The organism is Xanthomonas sp. SHU 199, assembly GCF_000364665.1.
In the GTDB taxonomy this organism is placed as follows: domain Bacteria; phylum Pseudomonadota; class Gammaproteobacteria; order Xanthomonadales; family Xanthomonadaceae; genus Xanthomonas_A; species Xanthomonas_A sontii.
Map to the genome: position 1 here is coordinate 1 of NZ_AQOI01000016.1, position 18,931 is coordinate 18,931.

The following is an 18,931-nucleotide window of genomic DNA, read 5'->3' on the forward strand; positions in this document are numbered from 1 at the left end:
TGGCAGGGTCACCTCGAGCAGGCGCTTCTGCGGCGGATAGCACACGCCGGCATCGGCGCAGCCCTGGTAGCGCACCTCCAGCTGCACGCGGCTGGTGCCGGGATCGGCGACGCCGCTCTGCACCGCGTTCAGTTCGTCGCGGTAGGTCTCCACCTCGCCGAAGTACGGGTCGGTCTTCTTGTGGCCGGCCGGCAACTGCAGGGTCGGGTTGGGCTTGAAGCCGCCGATCACCTTCACCGCGATGCGGTGCCGATACAGGTAGTAGCCCTTGGCGATGTCCCAGTGCAGCGCGATGCGGCCGCGTTCGGGTGCCTGTGCGCTGAGCGCGAAGGCCTGGTCCACCGGCAGCAGGTCCTTTTCGCTGATCGCCAGGGCGGGGAAGGCGGCCATGGCCAGCAGGCACAGGGCGGCGAGGCGGTGCAGCAGGGTCATCGGCTTACGGTTCCTCACGGGTTTCGGCATGCACCCACTGCAGGTAGGCCGGCAGGCCGCCGGCGACCTCGAGTTCGACCAGTTCGGGGACCTCGTACGGGTGCAACGCGCACAGCCGCTGCCGCAACGCGGGCAGGCGGTCGGCGGCGGTCTTGATCAGCAGCAGCACCTCCTCGCCCTGTTCCACCTCGCCTTGCCAGCGGTAGGTGGACTGCACGCCGGGCAGGCGGCTGACGCAGGCGGCCAGGCGTTCGTCGACCAGCGCCTGGGCGACCCGCGCGGCGCTGGCCGGATCGGGGCAGGTGCTGAGCAGCAAGCGGAGGGCGGGCGCGGACATGCGGCCGACAGTATAGGGATGCCGGCCGCGCTTTGGCGGCGCCGGTCCGCGGCCGGCCGCCGCGCATCCCCAATCCCTAATCCCTAATCCCCGCCCGCTGCAGCCGCAGCGGGCGAGGCACCACGGCTCAGTTGAGCAACTGGCAACTGGCCGGCTTGGCGGAAGTGAACAGCGACGATGTCGCCCACTCCGGGTGGTCGATGAACGGGTTGCGGTTGCCCTGGAAGCTGTAGATCACCTCGTTGCGGGCGCGCTCGGCGTCGTCCGGCGGATCCTGCTGGCTCCACGCGATCAGGGTCGACAGCAGGCCCATGTAGGCCGGCGAGGACGAGGTCTTGACGATCTTGCTGCGGTCGTCGGTCAGCTCCAGGTCCGGCTCGGACTGCCCGGTCTTGGCATCCACGCCACCCTCATAGCGGATCGCCATGTACATCACCGCACGCGCCATGTCGCCCTTGCGGTGGTCCCACACCTCGAAGGTGCCGCTGTTGCCGTCCGGGGTGCGCACCCAGTTGGAATTGCCCGGGTAGCGGCCGCTGCCGCCGCCGAAGCCGGCGTTGGCCTCGGTGGCGCGCTCGCCGCAGTTGCTGTCGCACTTGGCGTAGGGCTTGTTGCCGCGGTCGGCGTTCCAGGTGGCGTCGGTCAGGTACAGCATGTGGGTGTCGGTGTACGGCGCGTAGGGCAGGCCCTTGTTGCCGGTGGCGGTGCCGAAGCCCAGCGAGTTCGGCCAGCTGTGCTCGCGGTTGTACTTCAGGCCGCTGCCGCTGCCGGCCCGGTCGGTGCCCTTGGCATAGCTGCGGTTGCGGTAGGCGTCGAGGACGCGCTGGCTGTTGTTCGGATCCTCGTCGGCGATCTCCAGGATGGCCCAGGTGTCGGTGCCGGAGCTGCTGCTGTACGGATAGACGGTGTGGCCCTTGATCGTCTCGTGCAGCGAGCAGCGCAGCTGGCTGGGGCTGGAGGTGTTGACCCGCGAGTAGTAGCTGCCGGCGCCGTTGCCGCCGCCGCCCGAGCCGCTGGCGACGTTGAAGGCGACGCTGCGATCCTGCGCCGGATGCGCGCCGTCGGCATCGCTCACGCGTGCGGCGACGATGCTCAGGGTGCAGCTCTCGCCGGCTTTCAGCGCGGTGTTGGTGGACAGCGCGAACTGGGTGCCGCTGCTGGGGTAGGTCAGCGCCACGCTGCCGGACTGCTGGCAGCTCAGGCCGAACGCACCGCTGGCCAGGCTCACCGCCTCGCTGAAGGTCACCGCCAGGTCGCCGGCGGCGGGGAAGTCGGTGGCGCCCTGGGTCGGGGTGGTGGCGGTCACGGTCGGCGCGGCGTTGCTGCCGCCGCCGCCGGCGAAGGTCTGGCCGTTGTTGCAGGCGCCGAAGGTGCTGGTGGCGCTGTCGCTCCAGCTGAAGTCGGCCGCGGCGCTGCCGTTGCCGCGCAGCTGCAGCGAGGTGCCGGCCGGGGTGCTGTTGCTCTCGCTGACCGGCAGGTTCTGGCTGGTCATGCCCGCGGCGGGGCCGCCGCCGCCGGTGATGGCGCCCTCGTAGCTGAGGAACTGCACCACCTTGCCGTTGCCGTCGACCAGCGCCAGGCCGTCGTTGGGCCCGTTCTGGATGCCGTTGCTGGCGTAGCTGACGGTGGCGATGCGTACCTGCCCGCCGCAGCTGACCAGGTTGCCGGCCGGCACCGCGCTGTTGGCGTAGACGGTGGCCGACCCCGGGTTGCTGCCGTTGTACAGGTAGACGCGGTAGCCGCTCAGGCTCTCCCCGGCGGTGGCGACGATCTCCACGCCTTCGCCGGTGTCGCCGGCGGCGGTGGCATCGTCGTAATGCAATTCATTGATGAATACGGCGGCCTGGGCCGGCCCGGCAAGGGCGAGCAGGCAGGCCAGCGGCAGCGCAACGGCGGATGGCTTCATCGACAACTCCTTTTGGTGACGGATCCCCCCCATGGGTCCGCGCTCAGCCTAGCCTGCCTCTGTGACACTGTGACGGGATTCGGTCACTGCTTGCCACCGAATGCACGTTCCTGGCAAAAATTTTTTGCCTCCCGCCCTTGAAAGCCCCGGTCGCGGCACTACATCAGGCGCATCCCGGCGCTACCGGGTTTTTTCGCGAGCGTTGCTGGCAGTCGTCATGGGCGAGTGCTAACATCGCCGGCCTTTCCTAGACCAATCAATCACTTAAGAGGTCTCACTCAATGAGCATCAAGCCGCTTCACGACCGCGTCGTAGTCAAGCCGATCGAAGCCGACGAAATCTCCGCCGGCGGCATCGTGATCCCGGATTCGGCCAAGGAAAAGTCCACCAAGGGTGAAGTCGTGGCCGTCGGCGCCGGCAAGCCGCTGGACAACGGCAGCGTGCGCGCCCCGGCGCTGAAGGTCGGCGACAAGGTCATCTACGGCCAGTACGCCGGTTCCAGCTACAAGGCCGAAGGCGTCGAGTACAAGGTGCTGCGCGAAGACGACGTTCTGGCGATCGTGGGCTAAAGCCCCCGATCGCGGGATTCGGGAATCGGGATTCGGGATTGGCAAAGGCGCCAGGCGCCGCGCGACCCGACATCTCCGCCCGAATTCCGCTCTAGCGAATCCCTAATCCCCAATCACGAATCCCGGAGCAACACACATGGCTGCCAAAGATATCCGTTTCGGTGAAGACGCCCGTTCGCGCATGGTGCGCGGCGTCAACATCCTCGCCAATGCCGTCAAGGCCACCCTGGGCCCGAAGGGCCGCAACGTCGTGCTCGAGAAGAGCTTCGGCGCCCCGACCATCACCAAGGACGGCGTCTCCGTCGCCAAGGAAATCGAACTGGCCGACAAGTTCGAGAACATGGGCGCGCAGATGGTGAAGGAAGTCGCCTCCAAGACCTCCGACAACGCCGGCGACGGCACCACCACCGCCACCGTGCTGGCGCAGGCGCTGATCCGCGAAGGTTCCAAGGCGGTCGCCGCCGGCATGAACCCGATGGACCTCAAGCGCGGCATCGACAAGGCCGTCGTGGCCGCCGTGGCCGAGCTGAAGAAGATCAGCAAGCCCACCGCCGACGACAAGGCCATCGCCCAGGTCGGCACCATCTCCGCCAACTCCGACGAGTCGATCGGCAACATCATCGCCGACGCGATGAAGAAGGTCGGCAAGGAAGGCGTGATCACGGTCGAGGAAGGCTCGGGCCTGGAGAACGAGCTGGACGTGGTCGAGGGCATGCAGTTCGACCGCGGCTACCTGTCGCCGTACTTCATCAACAACCAGCAGAGCCAGCAGGCCGACCTGGACGACCCGTTCGTGCTGCTGCACGACAAGAAGATCTCCAACGTGCGTGACCTGCTGCCGGTGCTGGAAGGCGTGGCCAAGGCCGGCAAGCCGCTGCTGATCGTCGCCGAGGAAGTGGAAGGCGAGGCGCTGGCGACCCTGGTGGTCAACACCATCCGCGGCATCGTCAAGGTCGTGGCGGTCAAGGCCCCGGGCTTCGGCGACCGTCGCAAGGCGATGCTGGAAGACATGGCCGTGCTGACCGGCGGCACCGTGATCTCCGAGGAAGTGGGCCTGGCGCTGGAGAAGGCGACCATCAAGGACCTGGGCCGCGCCAAGAAGGTGCAGGTCTCCAAGGAGAACACCACCATCATCGACGGCGCCGGCGACACCTCGGCGATCGAGTCGCGCATCAAGCAGATCAAGGCGCAGATCGAAGAGACCTCGTCGGACTACGACCGCGAGAAGCTGCAGGAGCGCGTGGCCAAGCTGGCCGGCGGCGTGGCGGTGATCAAGGTCGGTGCCTCGACCGAGATCGAGATGAAGGAAAAGAAGGCGCGCGTCGAAGACGCCCTGCACGCGACCCGTGCGGCGGTGGAAGAAGGCGTGGTCCCGGGCGGCGGCGTGGCGCTGGTGCGCGCGCTGAGCGCGATCGGCGAGCTGAAGGGCGCCAATGAAGATCAGACCCACGGCATCCAGATCGCGCTGCGCGCGATGGAAGCGCCGCTGCGCGAGATCGTCACCAACGCCGGCGAAGAGCCGTCCGTGATCCTCAACAAGGTCAAGGAAGGCAGCGGCAACTTCGGCTACAACGCCGCCAACGGCGAGTTCGGCGACATGGTCGAGTTCGGCATCCTGGATCCGACCAAGGTGACCCGTTCGGCGCTGCAGAACGCCGCTTCGATCGCCGGCCTGATGATCACCACCGAAGCGATGGTGGCCGAGGCCCCGAAGAAGGAAGAGCCGGCCGCCCCGGGTGGCATGGGTGGCGGCATGGGCGGCATGGGCGGCATGGATTTCTGATCCAGCCGGCCTCGGCCGACCTGTTCCACGCAGTCGAAAGGAGCCCCGCAGCGATGCGGGGCTCTTTTTTTGTGTCATCGACATCGGGGCATGCCGATGCGCTCGCATGCTGACCAACCTGCCGGCCGCGCCGCTGGCGCATCCGCTTGGCGCGCGTCTGTAGCGAGCTTCCCGTCAGGACGCAGGATCATGCGCAGGAACGGCTTCAGCCGCGACGAGGCGCTACCGGGAATGCCTGTCGCGGCTGAAGCCGCTCCCGCGAGGACAACGGCGTTTCTCGCCGAGCTGCGGTAAGCAGCGAAGCGGGTCATGGAAGCTGCCTGTGCCGGGCTTGTGCGATCTCCCCGACCGAGGCGCGGCACAGGCGTGCCAGGCGGCCGTGACCCAACCGGACGGATGCGAGTGCAGGCTTCGCTCCATGCGCCTCAAACACCACGAGACGCTGCGCGCCGGACCCTTGCCCCAACCCCTCTCTCAACGGAAGAGGGGCACGCGATCGCGATGCGCATGCAGCCCATCGTTGCCCAGCAGCGTCTCCGCCAGAGGTGCGGCTGGCACGGCCTGCGGTGGCGATACGGCGAGAATCGACGCGCTGCGCGGCGAATCGCGCACAACGCGCAATCGTCTACAAGTGCGCTGTAGCCGCGTGTTGACAGCGTTTTCAGCGCCATGCAGGTTAGGACGCACGGGCGTCCAGGGGGATCTGCACGCCCGCATGTTCGTCTTCTTCTGTGCGCCGCGGCCGGCGCAGGGCGGCGCGTGCCTGCGGCATGCGCAGCACGGTCGTGGGCGCGGCGCAGCGAAGAGGGCGCCGCAGGTCGTGTTCGCACGGCGCTGCTTCCATCCGCTGCCGGGGACACCGCATGCCACTTCGCTCATCCACCACCCTCGCGTTCGGCATCGTGCTGGCGCTGTACGGCGCTAGCGAGGCGCGCGCGCAGGACGCCGACACCGCCGCGCCCAAGGCCGCCGCCACCACCGACCTCGGTCAGGTCGTGGTCACCGGCTCGCGGATCAAACGCTCGGAGGTGGAGGGCGCCGAACCGGTGCTGACGATCAGCGCGCAGCAGATCCAGCAGGAAGGCTTTCTCACCGTCTACGACGTGCTCAGCACGCTCAACCAGCAGGGCAGCGTCGAGGCCGACACCAAGTACGGCTCGCACACGCCCAACGCCTCGCCGGTGAGCCTGCGCGACCTTGGCCCCGGACGCACCCTGCTGCTGGTCAACGGCCACCGCGTCGCCGACTATCCGCAGCCCTACGCCGGCGAGAGCAACTTCGCCAACTACGCCAACATCCCCTCCGCGGCGGTGGAGCGCATCGAGATCCTCACCGGCGGCGCCTCGGCCATCTACGGTTCGGACGCGGTCGCCGGCGTGATCAACGTGATCCTCAAGCAAGGCTACGAGGGCAACCAGGTGCGCCTGCGCGGCGGCACCGCCACCGCCGGCGGGCGCGACGTGGTCGACCTGTCCTGGGTCGGCGGGCGCAGCGGCGACACGTGGAACCTGACCTACGCGCTGCAGTGGACCCGGCGCGATCCGCTGTCGGTCGGCGAGCGGCCGAAGATGGACGACCAGGACGACGAGTCCTACAGCAACTGGACCGCGCAGGCGCGCAAGTACGGCTTCAATCCGTTCACCGGCCTGAGCCTGGTCGACGCCGGCAACAACACGCGCCTGGCGCCGCCCAGCGGCACCTGTGCGCGCTTCGGCGGCCAGTTCGTCGACGCGCAGCGGCTGAGCTACGACTACAACAGCGATACCGTGCGCAACCTCGGTGGCTACTGCGGCATGGCCCACGACTACGCCGACTGGCTGGCCGCCAGCGGCGGCGACAGCGGCTCGGCGTATCTGTACGGCACCTTCGACTTCGACAACGGCGTGCAGGCCTGGAGCACGCTGTCCACGACCAAGAGCATCGGCTACTGGACCTACGACCCGCCCTACGTCTACCTCGGCCCGTTCCACGACACCGGCAGCGACCGCGACCTGTACGCGATCCGCCAGCTCACCCGCTTCGAATCCGGCGGCTGGAAGAACCTGGCCAACACCACCAGGGAACTGTCCTGGGACCTGAGCGCCGGCCTCAAGGGCCGCCTCGCCGATCGCTTCGACTGGGAAGTGGCGGTGGGCCGCGCGCGCTACACCGTCGACGAATACGTGCGCACCGTGGACACGCAGAAGGCCACCGCCTACTTCCTCGGCCCGCAGCTGGGCAGCACCGCCGACGGCACGCCGATCTACGATCTCAACGAGGAACGCTGGTACCAGCCGCTGACCGGCGCGCAATACAACGACCTGGCGGTGAAGGCGCACAACCGCGCCGATTCCTGGGTCAACCAGGCCAGCGCCAACATCACCGGCGAGCTGCTGCAGGGCTGGGCCGGACCGATCAAGTTCGCCGCGGTCGGCGAAGTGGCCAAGCAGGGCTATCGGCTGTCGCCCGATCCCTGCGCCAACACCTGCTATCCGCTGGACGTGGTCGACTACGGCGGCGGCGAGCGCCTGCGCTACTCCGGCGGCATCGAGTTCGACATGCCGCTGCTGTCCACGCTCAACGCCAGCCTGGCGGCGCGCCACGACCGCTACGGCGACTATCGCGCCTACGGCAGCGACCTCGGCGCGGCGATCGGCACCCAGCGCGACACCACCTGGAGTGCCGGCCTGGAGTGGCGGCCACTGAGTACGCTGCTGCTGCGCGGCAGCGTTGCCACCAGTTTCCGCGCCCCGGACATGCACTACGTGCTCGGCGAACCGAGCTCCACCCAGCAGACCGTGATCGACCAGTACCGCTGCATCCAGAAGGGCTATTACCTCACCGGCGGCTGCAGCGCCGAGAACAGCGACGTGTTCTACCTGATGCAGGTCAACCGCCGCGGCACCCCGGACCTGGAATCGGAGCACGGCCGCTCGGTCACCGCCGGCTTCGTCTGGGACATCGCCGAGGGCCTGTCGCTGACCGCGGACTACTACAAGATCCGCTTGCAGGACATGATCAAGGATCTCAACCGCGACGAGGTGCTCAGCGCCGAAGCCGGCTGCCGCACCGGCCTGACCACCGCAGGCGGCGTGTGGGTCAATCCCGGCGGCGCCGAGTACTGCGCGCGCATCCTTTCGCGCGTGGCGCGCGATGCCGCCGGCCGCGTCACCGGCATCGAGCAGGGGCCGATCAACATCGCGCAGATGCACGTGTCCGGCGTCGATGCCTCGCTGAAGTACCGCTTCAACACCGCGCGCTGGGGCAACTTCAGTGTCGCCCTGGATTACAACAACCTGATCGGCTACCACGAGCAGACCTATCGCACCGACGACGACAAGAACCTGCGCGACCAGAAGATCCGCAGCAAGCTGCGCGGCAGCGTGCACTGGGAGAACGGCGGCCCGCTGGACCTGACCGTGTACGCCAAGCGTTTCGGCTCCACCCAGGCGGTGAACTGGGGCACCTGCACTCGCTTCGACGACGGCTACCAGCCCAGCCCTTCCGACGCCTGCCGCGTCACCGACAGCGGCAACCGCCACTTCGGCGAGAGCACCACGCGTTACTTCGGTCGCGTCGGCCCGGCGCTGTACTGGAACCTCACCGCCGGCTACCGCATCGCCCCGAAGATGAAGGTCAACCTGTACATCAACAACGTGCTCGATACCGTCGGCTACGACAACAAGGAGCGCTACTACGGCTACCAGTTCTACAACACCACCCTGTACGACGCGATCGGCCGCGAGGTGGCGATGGAATATGTGCTGGATTTCTGAGGGGCCGGGATTCGGGAGTGGGGATTCGGCATGCGGGATGCGCTCTAGCCCCTCTCCCTCCGGGAGAGCGGTTGGGGTGAGGGTCCGGAGCGCGCAGCGCCACGTAAGAACCCACGCGTCAAAGGCTCCTACGCGATGACGGCGACATCATGGCCCTACCGCTGCGTTGAACCGCTTTTCCGATTCCCCATTCCCGGTTCCTCTTTTCCGGCTCCACAAGTTGCTGATGCAACTGTGGCGCTGCCGCAAACCCTGTGCTATCACTACGTCCCATGAACGCTTCCTGCCGCAGCTTTTACTTTTGGTATTACGGTTTTCCGATGCCGCTGGCGGAGGAAGGATCGCGTTCACCCTGAAGGACACTTCAGCCGCAATCCCGAAAGCCGCCAGCGAACCTGGCGGCTTTTTTCATGCCGCCGGATCTGGCCCCCACACAGCCCCCCGACGAGACACGCACATGGCCCCGCACACCGACGATCTGCGCATCCGCAAGATCGAACCGCTGACCCCACCCTCCCAGCTGCAGGCGCTGCTGCCCTGCGACGAAGAAGCCTCGCAGACCGTCACTGCCGCGCGCGCGGCGCTGCACGAGATCCTGCACGGCCGCGACGACCGCCTGGCGGTGGTGATCGGCCCCTGCTCGATCCACGACCCGGTCGCGGCGATGGAGTACGCGCAGCGCCTGCGCCCTCTGCGCGAGACCTACGGCGATGCGCTGGAGATCGTGATGCGGGTGTACTTCGAGAAGCCGCGCACCACGGTCGGCTGGAAGGGCCTGATCAACGACCCCAACCTCGACGGCAGCTTCGACATCAACAAGGGCCTGCGCCTGGCGCGCGGCCTGCTGCGCGACATCAACCGCCTGGGTCTGCCGGCCGGCGTGGAGTTCCTCGACATCATCTCGCCGCAGTACATCGCCGACCTGGTGGCCTGGGGCGCGATCGGTGCGCGCACTACCGAGAGCCAGGTGCACCGCGAGATGGCCTCGGGCCTGTCGTGCCCGGTGGGCTTCAAGAACGGCACCAGTGGCGACGTCAAGATCGCGGTCGATGCGGTCGGCGCGGCCTCGCATCCGCACCATTTCCTGGCGGTCACCAAGGACGGGCAGACCGCGGTGGCGGCCACGGCCGGCAATCCCGATTGCCACGTGATCCTGCGCGGCGGCACCCAGCCCAACTACGACGCCGACAGCGTGGCCGCGGCGGCGCAGGTGCTGGAGAAGGCCGGCCTGCCGGCGCGGCTGATGGTCGACGCCAGCCACGCCAACAGCGGCAAGAACCCGGACAACCAGCCCAAGGTGATCGAGGACATCGCCCGCCAGCTCGAGGCTGGGCAGTCCCGCATCGTCGGCGCGATGGTGGAGAGCCACCTGCGTGGTGGCCGCCAGGAGCTGGTCGCGGGTCAGCCGCTGGTCTACGGCCAGAGCATCACCGACGGCTGCATCGACTGGGACACCTCGGTGCAGGTGCTCGAGCGGCTGGCGCAGGCGGTGCGCGCACGGCGCCAGGCGCGCGTGGCGCAGGCGGCCTGAGGGCGCTGCTGGGAGAAACGCACGCAGCCTGACCGGCTGCGTGCGTGGGGGCGGGGGAGGCCCGGAAGAGGGGCCGGACGCGCCGCCGAATGCGAAGGGAGAGAGCTTCGGTATCGACGGCTGCGTGCCGGTGATGACGTTATCCGCCCATCCGGTGACCACGGTATGCCGGTGTGTGGCAGCGGCTGGCAAGGTGTTGGCGAGGCGTTAAGACCGGTTGTCGCCGGTTCAGCGCGACGGCGTGGAAGTGGCGCGATGGGATATACAAGCCGCGCATTGATGGGCCGGGGGCATAGCGGCGATCGCCTGCCGGACGCACCAGGCCCTGCTCGGCGCAACGCTGTTCCAGCGCCATGCGCGTGGGGTGAAGCTGACCGCCGAAGATCGGCAACTGGCCGATGCCGCCAGCGCCGCGTCGGACGACATCGGGGTCTGGCCAATAGGTGCTGTCCGAGGTCGCAAGCGCGCATGTGCGGACACCGCTTCTGGCGAAACCCGCCGCCACGTCGATAATGGCCGCATGGCCGCCGACTCGCCCTGGTTCCTGTACCTGCTCGAATGCCGCAACGGCAGTTACTACGCCGGCATCACCCCGGACCTGCAGGCGCGCTTCCAGGCGCACCTGCGCGGCGCCGGTGCCAAGTACACCCGCGCCAACCCACCGGTGCGCCTGCTGGCCAGCCGTGCCTATCCCGACCGCGCCGCCGCCTCGCGCGCCGAGTACGCACTCAAGCAGTTGCCGCGCGGCCGCAAGCTGGCGTTCCTGACCGCGCCCGAGACCGCATCTGGCGCCGACAACCTGCAAGCGACCGCCGAATCCGCAGCGGTGTCGTAGGAGTGGCTTCAGCCGCGAGAAGCGTGACCCGTAACGCCCGTCGCGGCTGAAGCCGCTTCTACGACGATGCCGCACATTCGCGCGGACTTCGGATGCGAGAGGGCTGCACTGTGGGAGGGACTTCAGTCCCGACGCGCTGTCGCTGTCCCGCAGTGCTCAGCGGCACTCCAGAATCATCGGCAGCCGTCGTAGGAGCGCTTTCAAGCGCGACCTCGGAAAAACGCGTTGCGGGTGGAAGCCGCTGCTACCAGGGCGCCGACCACCCGCGCAGATGTCGGGATGGCACGGGACCGCACTGTGGGAGGGACTTCAGTCCCGACGCGCGGTCCCGCAGCGCTCAGCGGCACTCCAGAATCATCGACTGCCGTCGTAGGAGCGCTTTCAAGCGCGACCTCGGGAAAACGCGTCGCGGCTGAAGCCACTGCTACAAAGGCGCCGGACATTCGCGCAGATGTCGGGATGGCAGGGCTGCAATGTGGGAAGGGCTGCATACCCCGCTGCCGATCGGTGACTCAGCCGCCCGCGTGCATCGTCCCTGTATCCAGCCAGCGCTGGTGCCAGGACAGCGCCTCGGGCAGCAGGTGTGGGGTGTGCTTGCCGTAGCTGGCGTGCAGGGCACGGTCGAAATAGTCCTGCAACTGCGCGCGGTAGCTCGGGTCCACGCAGTGCGCGAGCAACTGTTGCGCGCGCTGCCGCGGCGGCAGGCCGCGCAGGTCGGCCAGGCCGTGCTCCGTGACGATGATGGAGACGTCGTGCTCGGTGTGGTCGACGTGGCTGACCATCGGCACGATCGAGGAGATGCTGCCGTTCTTTGCCGTGCTGGGGCTGAGGAAGATCGACAGGAAGCCGTTGCGCGCGAAGTCGCCGGAGCCGCCGATACCGTTCATGATGCGGCTGCCCATCACGTGGGTGGAATTGACGTTGCCGTACAGGTCGGCTTCGATCATGCCGTTCATGCCGATGCAGCCCAGCCGCCGCACCAGTTCCGGATGGTTGGAGATCTCCTGCGTGCGCAGGATGATGCGCTCGCGGTAGAAGTCGATGTTGCGCTTGAACTCCTCGTTGGCCTCCGGGCTCAGCGCGAAGCCGGTGCACGAGGCGACCTTGAGCACGCCGCTGCGCAACAGGTCGAGCATGCCGTCCTGGATCACCTCGGTGAACGCGCTGAGGTCGCGGAAGCCGCTGCTGGCCAGGCCGGCCAGCACCGCGTTGGGAATGTTGCCCACGCCAGACTGCAGCGGCAGCAGGTTCGGCGGCAGCCGGCCCTTGCCGACCTCGTGCTGGAAGAACGCGATCAGGTGCTCGGCGATGCGTTGGCTGGTGGCATCTGCGGGCGTGAACGGGCTGTTGCGGTCGGGGCCGTGGGTGCGCACCACCGCCACGATCTTGTCCGGGTCGCAGCGCAGCGATGGTTCGCCGATGCGGTCGTCGGCGTGCAGCAGCGGGATCGGCTTGCGGTGTGGTGGCAACGCGGTGCCGTAGTACACGTCGTGCATGCCGTCGATGCCGGCCGGCTGCCAGTCGTTGACCTCGACGATCACCTTCTTCGCCAGGTCCAGCCAGGTCTTGTTGTTGCCGACCGAGGTCGACGGGATCAGGCTGCCGTCTTCGCGAATGCCGGCTACTTCCACCACCGCGGTGTCGATCTGCCCATAGAAACCGAACCACACGTGCTGGGCGACGTGGCTGAGGTGGATGTCGATGTAGTCCAGCGTGCCGGCGTTGATACGCTGGCGCGCGTCCGGGTCGGACTGGAACGGCATGCGCAGGGCGATGCCGTCGGCCTTGGCCAGGGCGCCGTCCAGTTCTGGCGCGGTGGAGGCGCCGGTCATCAGCTGGATCTTGAACGATTGCCCCTGCAGGTGCGCCGCCTCGATGCGCTGCGCCAGCGCCATCGGCACCGCCTTGGGATAGCCGGAGCCGGTGAAGCCGCTCATCGCCACCGTCTCGCCGGGCTGGATCAACGCCGCCGCGGCCTCGGCGCTGACGATGCGTTCGCGCAGGCGGGGATGGAGGATACGTTCGGCGGACATGCGGCGACCATGGCGTGGGAAGGGGAGGGCAATTATCGCGGATCGGGCCGAGGCCCGCGTTGGGGTGTGTCCCCACTTTTTGCGCCTGTCGCGTGGCGGCGCATGCGGCGCAACGGACGCAGCGATGAGGATGTACGCCACGGTGTGTGCGATGTGTGCGGCGCTTCGCGCGCCGGACCCTCACCCCAACCCCTCTCCCGATGGGAGAGGGGCGCTGGTTTCTCCACTCTCCTTGTGGGGTCTGGTTTGCGATGGCAGGACGCAGCGCGCATGCAGCCGGTGCAATGGAGCGGCCTGGCGGCCCTGCGTGCACCGCCACGCAACGCCGGGTACGCGCCACCGTCGCTTTCACGCGTTCCACGCCGCACCGCGGCGATAGTGCGGCGGTGCCGCTCTCCGCCCGCCCACTGACCGCCGTCCATGCTCGCTACCGGCGTCTGCCGCGCGGTTGGCGCCTGCTCCTGCGCGGCCTGCTGATCGCCTACCTGCTGTATCTGCTGGCCGGCAACGTGTTCCTCAACACGCCGCTGTTCGACTTGGCCACCAACCGCAAGCCGGAGAAGTTCCGCATGCACACCGGGCCGGCCGTCACCGTGCTGCCCGGCTTCATCACCGCCTGGAACGTGCGCATGCGCGGCCACGTGCAGCGCAATGTCTGGCAGGTGCGTGCCGACCGCGCCAGCGCGCGCATCGCGCTGCTGCCGCTGCTGCATCGCGAAGTGCGCCTGCCGTGGATGGAAGCGGTGAACGTGATCGGCGAGATGGACCGCGTCGAGGAGATGATCCCGCCACCGCCGCCCAGCGACCAGGGCTGGACCCTGCGCTTCGACGCGATCCACAGCGGCACGCTGCGCCGCGCACGCTTCGGCGATTTTGCGGTCGAGGGCAAGGGCCACGGCACCGTCGGTTTCCTCAAGCAGTTGCGTGGCGGCCCCTCGGAACTGTTCCGCTCGCAGATCGTGTTCGAGGACGCCAGCGTGCGCTACGGCAAGCGCCAGATCGCCGACCAGGCCACGCTGGACGCGCGCTTCTCGTTCCCGCGCCACTACCGCGCGCAGGCGCCGGGGCTGCGCAAGCTGGGCATCACCGACCTGGCGCTGCGCATGCACGGCCGCAGCGTGGCCCTGCGCATCGACACCGCCGGCGACACCACCAAACTCAGTACCGAACCCGGGCTGGGCCATGTGCAGGCCGATCTGCACCTGCTGCGCGGCGCGCTGCAGCCCGGCAGCACGCTCAACTGGCGGGTGCCGCTGCATGCCGGCGTGGGCGCCACCGATCGCGGCGTGCTGGCGCTGCTGCTGGACGTGGAGGGCGAGGACATCCGCGCCCGCGCGCGCCTGCCCGGTCAGGTCGATCCGCGCAGCATGCTCGATGCCGACCTGCGCATCGCCGGGCGCCAGGTGCCGTTCGACGACCTGGCGGCGTTGCTGCCGCGCACCTCCGGCCGCGTGCAGGGACGCTGGCATTTCGAATCATTGAACTGGATCAGCGACCTGCTGGTGCGCAAGCCGTGGTTCCAGCTCGATGGCGGCGGCGACGTCGCCGCCGATCTGCAATTGCGGCAGGGCGCGCTGCAGCCCGGCAGCCGCCTCGACGTACCCGACGTGCAGGCGGTGGCGGAGATCATGCGCGTGCGCCTGAGCGGCAAGGCGCAGGCGGTCGGCCGCATCGTCGGCAGCGCCGAACAGCCGCGCACGCAACTGGACGTGCGCATGCGCCGCTTCGCGCTGGCGCCGCTGGACGCGCCCAAGGCCAGCTTTGTCGAAGGCGAGAACCTGCAACTGGACTTGCAGGGCGACGGCGCGCTGGCCTCCTTGCGCGACTCGTTGCAGGCGCGGCTGCGCTTCGCCGATGCGCGCGTGCCGGACCTGCGCGCCTACAACCGCTACCTGCCGGCGGCGCAGGTGCGTGTGCTCGGCGGCGATGGCCGGCTCAGCGGCGATCTGCAGCTGGATGCGTCCGGCCAGGTCGGCCAGGGCACCGTGCGCGTGCTCGGCCGCCAAGCGCGGCTGCAGACCGCGGGCCTGGAACTGGCCGGCGATCTCGACCTGGACGCGCGGCTGCGCCGCGCCGAGCTGCAGGACAAGCGCTTCGATCTGAGCGGCAGCACCCTGCGCCTGCAGGGCGTGCGCTACGGCACCCAGCCCAAGCAGGGCGACTGGTGGGCGACGCTGCGCATTCCGCAGGGCCGCATCGCCGCGGCGGCGCCGGTGCAGGCCGATGCGCAGGTACAGATGCAGATGCGCGACGCCGGCCCGGTGCTGGCGGTGTTCGCGCAGCACAGCGATGCGCCGGCGTGGTTGCTGAAGCTGGCCGATGCCGGACAACTGCAGGCCAGCGGACAGCTGCGCTGGCGCAAGGACGCACTGTGGCTGGATCGGGTCGCGGCGGAGAACGAACGGGTGGCCTTGCGCGCGCGCCTGCGCGTTGGCGATGCCGGCACGCAGGGCGATCTGTACGCGCGCTGGGGCGTGCTCGGCGTGGGCGTGGCGCTGCGCGGCGAACAGCGGCAATGGCATCTGCTCGGCGCGCGCGAGTGGTACGACAAGCAACCGGCATGGCTGCCGGAGGCGCCGGCACCGGCGGCATCGCCTTAGCGCGACAGAGATCGCGTTGGGCGTGCTTCGCTGGCTGCGGGTGGATGCGCTGTGCGCCGCGCCGCGCCGGCATGCGAAAGCACGCAACGCGCGTATCCCCCGCTTATCTATTCCCCATTCCCGTCTCCCCATTCCCTCCCACGCAGAATGTACTGCCCGGTATCGTTTTGCAGTGCAGCGTGCAATGTCCAAAAAAAGCGCCCAAGATCGCCCTGCATCCCGACGTGGGGGAGGGAGCAAAGCCCGCTGGCAGTTCGCTGCAAGCGGGCTTTTTTATTTCAGTCGGCGGGCATCGCGTCGCTGCCGGAAAGTGCCTCGGGTGATTGCGACAGTTGTTGCGCTAGCGCCTCCGCTGCCGGCGTTCGGTTGGCCTCGCTCCACAGCAGCCGGAAGCTGGCGTGCGGCAACGGCGGCAATCCAAAGCGCTCGTCCACGGCGACCATTCCCGCTTCCAGATCTTCCTGGGGTAGGGCGGTGATGGCCAGGCCGGCCTTCACGGCGGCACGCAGTCCCTGCTGACTTGGCGAGGTGAATGCCACTCGCCAGGCGAGATCGGCGCGCTCCAGTGCAGCGGTTCCCACCTGCCGGTGCAGGCAGGGCTTGGGCGCAAAAGCGAGCGGGACTGGCACATTCGCGGCCGGCGCGAACGCTGGCGCGGCCGCCCACACGAAGCGGGTCCGGCGCAGCAGGGGCGTTGTCGGATCGTCCTCCAGTGCGAGTGTCACCGCCAGGTCGAGGGAGCCCGCAACGATCTGCTCGTGCAGCGCGGCATAGGTATCCACCGTCACGTCCAGCCGCACCGCCGGAAACATCCGTGCGAACCGCGCCAGCATCGGCGGAAGGCGATCGCCGACGTAGCTTTCGGGGGCACCGAAACGCACCGTGCCGGACACCGGAGAACGCCGGAAACGCCGTGCGAGCGCGTCATGCGCCTGCAGCACCTGCGTCGCATGGCGAAGAAAGTCTTCGCCGTCTTCGGTCAGGCTCACCCGGCGGGTTGTGCGATTCAGCAGTGCCGTGCCGGCCTGCGCTTCCAGTTTGCGAATGTGATGGCTGATGGCCGACTGGGTGAGGTGCAGCCGTTCGCCTGCGCGCGTGAAGCCGCCAGTCTCGTTCACCGCAACGAAGGTGCGTAACAGATCCGGATCGTAGTCCATGCGATTCAGTCCATTTTTTAATTAATTCAAGAAAATTAAATCATTTCCATCATCCATTGTGTGCTCCCAGACTGGAAGTCAGCCGCTCCCAAGCCCGAATCGACCCGCCGTGCACCGGTCGGTCCGCTCGGCGCCGCGGGCGGATGTCCCTCTAGGAAAAGCCCATGACGCACCTTCCTTCCGCGCGCAGGAACACCCTCACGCTGGCGGCCGCCTGCCTGGCTTCGCTGATGTTCGGTCTGGAGATCTCCAGCGTGCCGGTGATCCTTCCCCTCCTCGAAGCGGCGCTGCACGGCAGCTTCCGCGATCTGCAGTGGATCATGAATGCCTACACCATCGCCTGCACCACCGTGCTGATGGCGACGGGCACGCTGGCCGACCGCTACGGGCGCAAGCGGATCTTCCTGATCTGCGTGTTCCTGTTCGGCGTGACCTCCTTGGTATGCGGCCTTGCAGGGAGCACGGCGCTGCTGATCGCTGGTCGCTTCCTTCAGGGGATGGCCGGGGGCGCCATGCTGGTGTGCCAGTTCGCCGTGCTCTCGCAGCAATTCGCAGACGCGACGGCCCGTGCCAAGGCGTTTGGGATCTGGGGGATCGTCTTCGGCATCGGCCTGGGTTTCGGCCCGATCATCGGTGCCGGCATCGTCGCGTTGTGGAGTTGGGAATGGGTTTTCCTTGTGCACGTTCCCATTTCCGCGATCGCCCTGGGGCTGGCGCTTGTCGGTGTCGATGAGTCGCGCGATCCGCAGCGGCGCCGTTTGGACGTCGCCGGGATCGTCTCGCTGTCGGTCGCGGTGCTCGCCTTGGCGTGGTTCATCACGCAAGGGCCGGTAGCCGGCTTTGGCAGCGTTTCGTCGCTGGCGAGTCTGATCATCGCCAGCGGCAGCTGCGTCGCGTTCGTTGTGGCGGAGCGCCGCGCCGACGCGCCCATGTTCGACTTCTCGGTGTTCCGCATCCGCGACTTTTCCGGCGCCCTGTTGGGCTCGATGGGCATGAACTTCAGCTTCTGGCCGCTCATGATCTATCTGCCGCTGCTGTTCCAGCATGGGCTGGGCTACGGCAACGTGGCCACCGGACTTTCGCTGCTGGCTTACACCTTGCCGACCCTGGTGCTGCCGCCGTTGGGCGAGCGGCTGGCGCTGCGCTACCGCGCGCATACCGTGATTCCTGCCGGCCTGTTTGCGATCGGAGCCGGCTTGTTGCTGATGGCGTGGGGCAGCGGCACGGTGCGGGCCAGTTGGTTGACGATGCTCCCCGGGTGCCTGCTGGCCGGTACCGGGTTGGGGATCGTCAACACCCCGGTGACCAATACCATCACCGCGTCGGTCTGCGTCGCGCGTACCGGCATGGCCTCCGGCATGGACACCAGTGCGCGCCTGATCAGCCTTGCGATCAATATCGCGGTCATGGGATTCATCCTGGTGGAGGGCGTGTTGTCCTTTCTCCGCCGGACGCTGCCGACGGTCGACGCCACGTTGCTGCGGGGGCTGGCTGAGCGGCTTTCCGGCGGAACCGCACACGCGGCGGGGCAGGGCCTCTCCACGCCGACGGTTCCGCCCGACGTCGCGGCGGCAGCCATGATCCAAGGCATGCAATGGGTGATGTTGTATGGCGGCATCAGTGTCTGGATCCTCGCGCTCTGCAGCGTGATCGTGTTCGGCAGGCGTGGCGCCGAACATCGGTCTGCCGTGTCGAAAGAGGTCGCCTGATGGACGCGCGACCGAGGCGAAGGCGCTCGGCCGGTTGCCCATGACGGAAGCGCCGCGTCGTGCGCTGCGCCCGAAGCCCGGGCGCGGGGGCGTGGATTGTCCGCGGCGGCGCGTGCACATGCGCCGCCGGCAGCGCCGCTGCGCCTCGACTGCCGCGAACCGTCGTCGATGCGGGGTGCGCGGCGCCGGTTGCGTGTGCGTCAGGTCGGCATGGCCTGCGACGGCGGTTCCGGCGACGGCGGCAGTTCCGGCCGGGTCGGGTCCACGGTCAGCGGCTCCCCCCT

General features: G+C 68.3%; 12 protein-coding genes and 1 pseudogene. 8 read left to right on the forward strand and 5 right to left on the reverse strand.

What is annotated here, in order from left to right; all coding sequences use genetic code 11:
• The 3 genes from D183_RS23685 to D183_RS0100865 all read right to left on the reverse strand — a co-directional run.
• Positions 1-432: protein-disulfide reductase DsbD N-terminal domain-containing protein (locus tag D183_RS23685; RefSeq protein WP_039725777.1), on the reverse strand; the 432-nt coding region annotated here is incomplete at its 3' end.
• Positions 433-436: 4 nt separating this feature from the next.
• Positions 437-769 carry a divalent-cation tolerance protein CutA gene (gene cutA, locus D183_RS0100860; RefSeq protein WP_017907317.1) on the reverse strand — a complete coding sequence of 111 codons (333 nt, stop codon included), beginning with the start codon at positions 767-769 and terminating at the stop codon, positions 437-439.
• 127 nt (positions 770-896) lie between these two features.
• Positions 897-2,675 (reverse strand): endonuclease, encoded by a 1,779-nt coding sequence (locus tag D183_RS0100865; protein ID WP_017907318.1) that lies wholly within the window; start codon positions 2,673-2,675, stop codon positions 897-899.
• 281 nt (positions 2,676-2,956) lie between these two features.
• Between D183_RS0100865 and D183_RS0100870 the strand changes: the two genes are divergently transcribed.
• The 6 genes and pseudogenes from D183_RS0100870 (at position 2,957) to D183_RS0100895 (ending at position 11,148) form a co-directional block, all read left to right on the forward strand.
• Entirely contained in the window at positions 2,957-3,244 is a 288-nt protein-coding gene (locus D183_RS0100870; protein ID WP_010340979.1) for a co-chaperone GroES, read from the forward strand.
• Positions 3,245-3,380: 136 nt separating this feature from the next.
• Positions 3,381-5,027 carry a chaperonin GroEL gene (gene groL, locus D183_RS0100875; protein WP_010340980.1) on the forward strand — a complete coding sequence of 549 codons (1,647 nt, stop codon included), beginning with the start codon at positions 3,381-3,383 and terminating at the stop codon, positions 5,025-5,027.
• Between the two features lie 863 nt (positions 5,028-5,890).
• Entirely contained in the window at positions 5,891-8,782 is a 2,892-nt protein-coding gene (locus D183_RS0100885; protein ID WP_017907320.1) for a TonB-dependent receptor domain-containing protein, read from the forward strand.
• A 457-nt stretch (positions 8,783-9,239) separates the two neighbouring features.
• Positions 9,240-10,313, forward strand: coding sequence for a 3-deoxy-7-phosphoheptulonate synthase (locus tag D183_RS0100890; protein WP_010343076.1), 1,074 nt, complete (start codon positions 9,240-9,242; stop codon positions 10,311-10,313).
• Between the two features lie 310 nt (positions 10,314-10,623).
• Positions 10,624-10,740: pseudogene (locus D183_RS28150) on the forward strand (LysR substrate-binding domain-containing protein); the annotation flags it as partial.
• A 93-nt stretch (positions 10,741-10,833) separates the two neighbouring features.
• Positions 10,834-11,148 (forward strand): GIY-YIG nuclease family protein, encoded by a 315-nt coding sequence (locus D183_RS0100895; RefSeq protein WP_017907321.1) that lies wholly within the window; start codon positions 10,834-10,836, stop codon positions 11,146-11,148.
• 512 nt (positions 11,149-11,660) lie between these two features.
• Here D183_RS0100895 and D183_RS0100900 read toward each other — a convergent pair.
• Positions 11,661-13,181, reverse strand: a complete 1,521-nt coding sequence (locus tag D183_RS0100900; protein ID WP_017907322.1) for an acetyl-CoA hydrolase/transferase family protein — start codon at positions 13,179-13,181, stop codon at positions 11,661-11,663.
• Positions 13,182-13,588: 407 nt separating this feature from the next.
• Between D183_RS0100900 and D183_RS0100905 the strand changes: the two genes are divergently transcribed.
• Positions 13,589-15,781, forward strand: a complete 2,193-nt coding sequence (locus D183_RS0100905; RefSeq protein ID WP_026144078.1) for a hypothetical protein — start codon at positions 13,589-13,591, stop codon at positions 15,779-15,781.
• 278 nt (positions 15,782-16,059) lie between these two features.
• Here the strand turns inward: D183_RS0100905 and D183_RS0100910 are convergent, their stop codons facing one another.
• Complete coding sequence (locus tag D183_RS0100910; protein WP_017907324.1) at positions 16,060-16,938, reverse strand: LysR family transcriptional regulator; 879 nt, start codon at positions 16,936-16,938, stop codon at positions 16,060-16,062.
• A gap of 164 nt (positions 16,939-17,102) precedes the next feature.
• Between D183_RS0100910 and D183_RS0100915 the strand changes: the two genes are divergently transcribed.
• Positions 17,103-18,647 carry an MFS transporter gene (locus D183_RS0100915; RefSeq protein WP_017907325.1) on the forward strand — a complete coding sequence of 515 codons (1,545 nt, stop codon included), beginning with the start codon at positions 17,103-17,105 and terminating at the stop codon, positions 18,645-18,647.
• Positions 18,648-18,931: the final 284 nt, after the last annotated feature.

Excerpts from the sequence above, each read along its gene's own strand:
- cutA (WP_017907317.1), bottom strand. The coding sequence starts at position 769 with ATGTCCGCGCCCGCCCTCCGCTTGCTGCTCAGCACCTGCCCCGATCCG.
- D183_RS0100865 (WP_017907318.1), bottom strand. The coding sequence starts at position 2,675 with ATGAAGCCATCCGCCGTTGCGCTGCCGCTGGCCTGCCTGCTCGCCCTT.
- D183_RS0100870 (WP_010340979.1), top strand. The coding sequence starts at position 2,957 with ATGAGCATCAAGCCGCTTCACGACCGCGTCGTAGTCAAGCCGATCGAA.
- groL (WP_010340980.1), top strand. The coding sequence starts at position 3,381 with ATGGCTGCCAAAGATATCCGTTTCGGTGAAGACGCCCGTTCGCGCATG.
- D183_RS0100885 (WP_017907320.1), top strand. The coding sequence starts at position 5,891 with ATGCCACTTCGCTCATCCACCACCCTCGCGTTCGGCATCGTGCTGGCG.
- D183_RS0100890 (WP_010343076.1), top strand. The coding sequence starts at position 9,240 with ATGGCCCCGCACACCGACGATCTGCGCATCCGCAAGATCGAACCGCTG.
- D183_RS0100895 (WP_017907321.1), top strand. The coding sequence starts at position 10,834 with ATGGCCGCCGACTCGCCCTGGTTCCTGTACCTGCTCGAATGCCGCAAC.
- D183_RS0100900 (WP_017907322.1), bottom strand. The coding sequence starts at position 13,181 with ATGTCCGCCGAACGTATCCTCCATCCCCGCCTGCGCGAACGCATCGTC.
- D183_RS0100910 (WP_017907324.1), bottom strand. The coding sequence starts at position 16,938 with ATGGACTACGATCCGGATCTGTTACGCACCTTCGTTGCGGTGAACGAG.
- D183_RS0100915 (WP_017907325.1), top strand. The coding sequence starts at position 17,103 with ATGACGCACCTTCCTTCCGCGCGCAGGAACACCCTCACGCTGGCGGCC.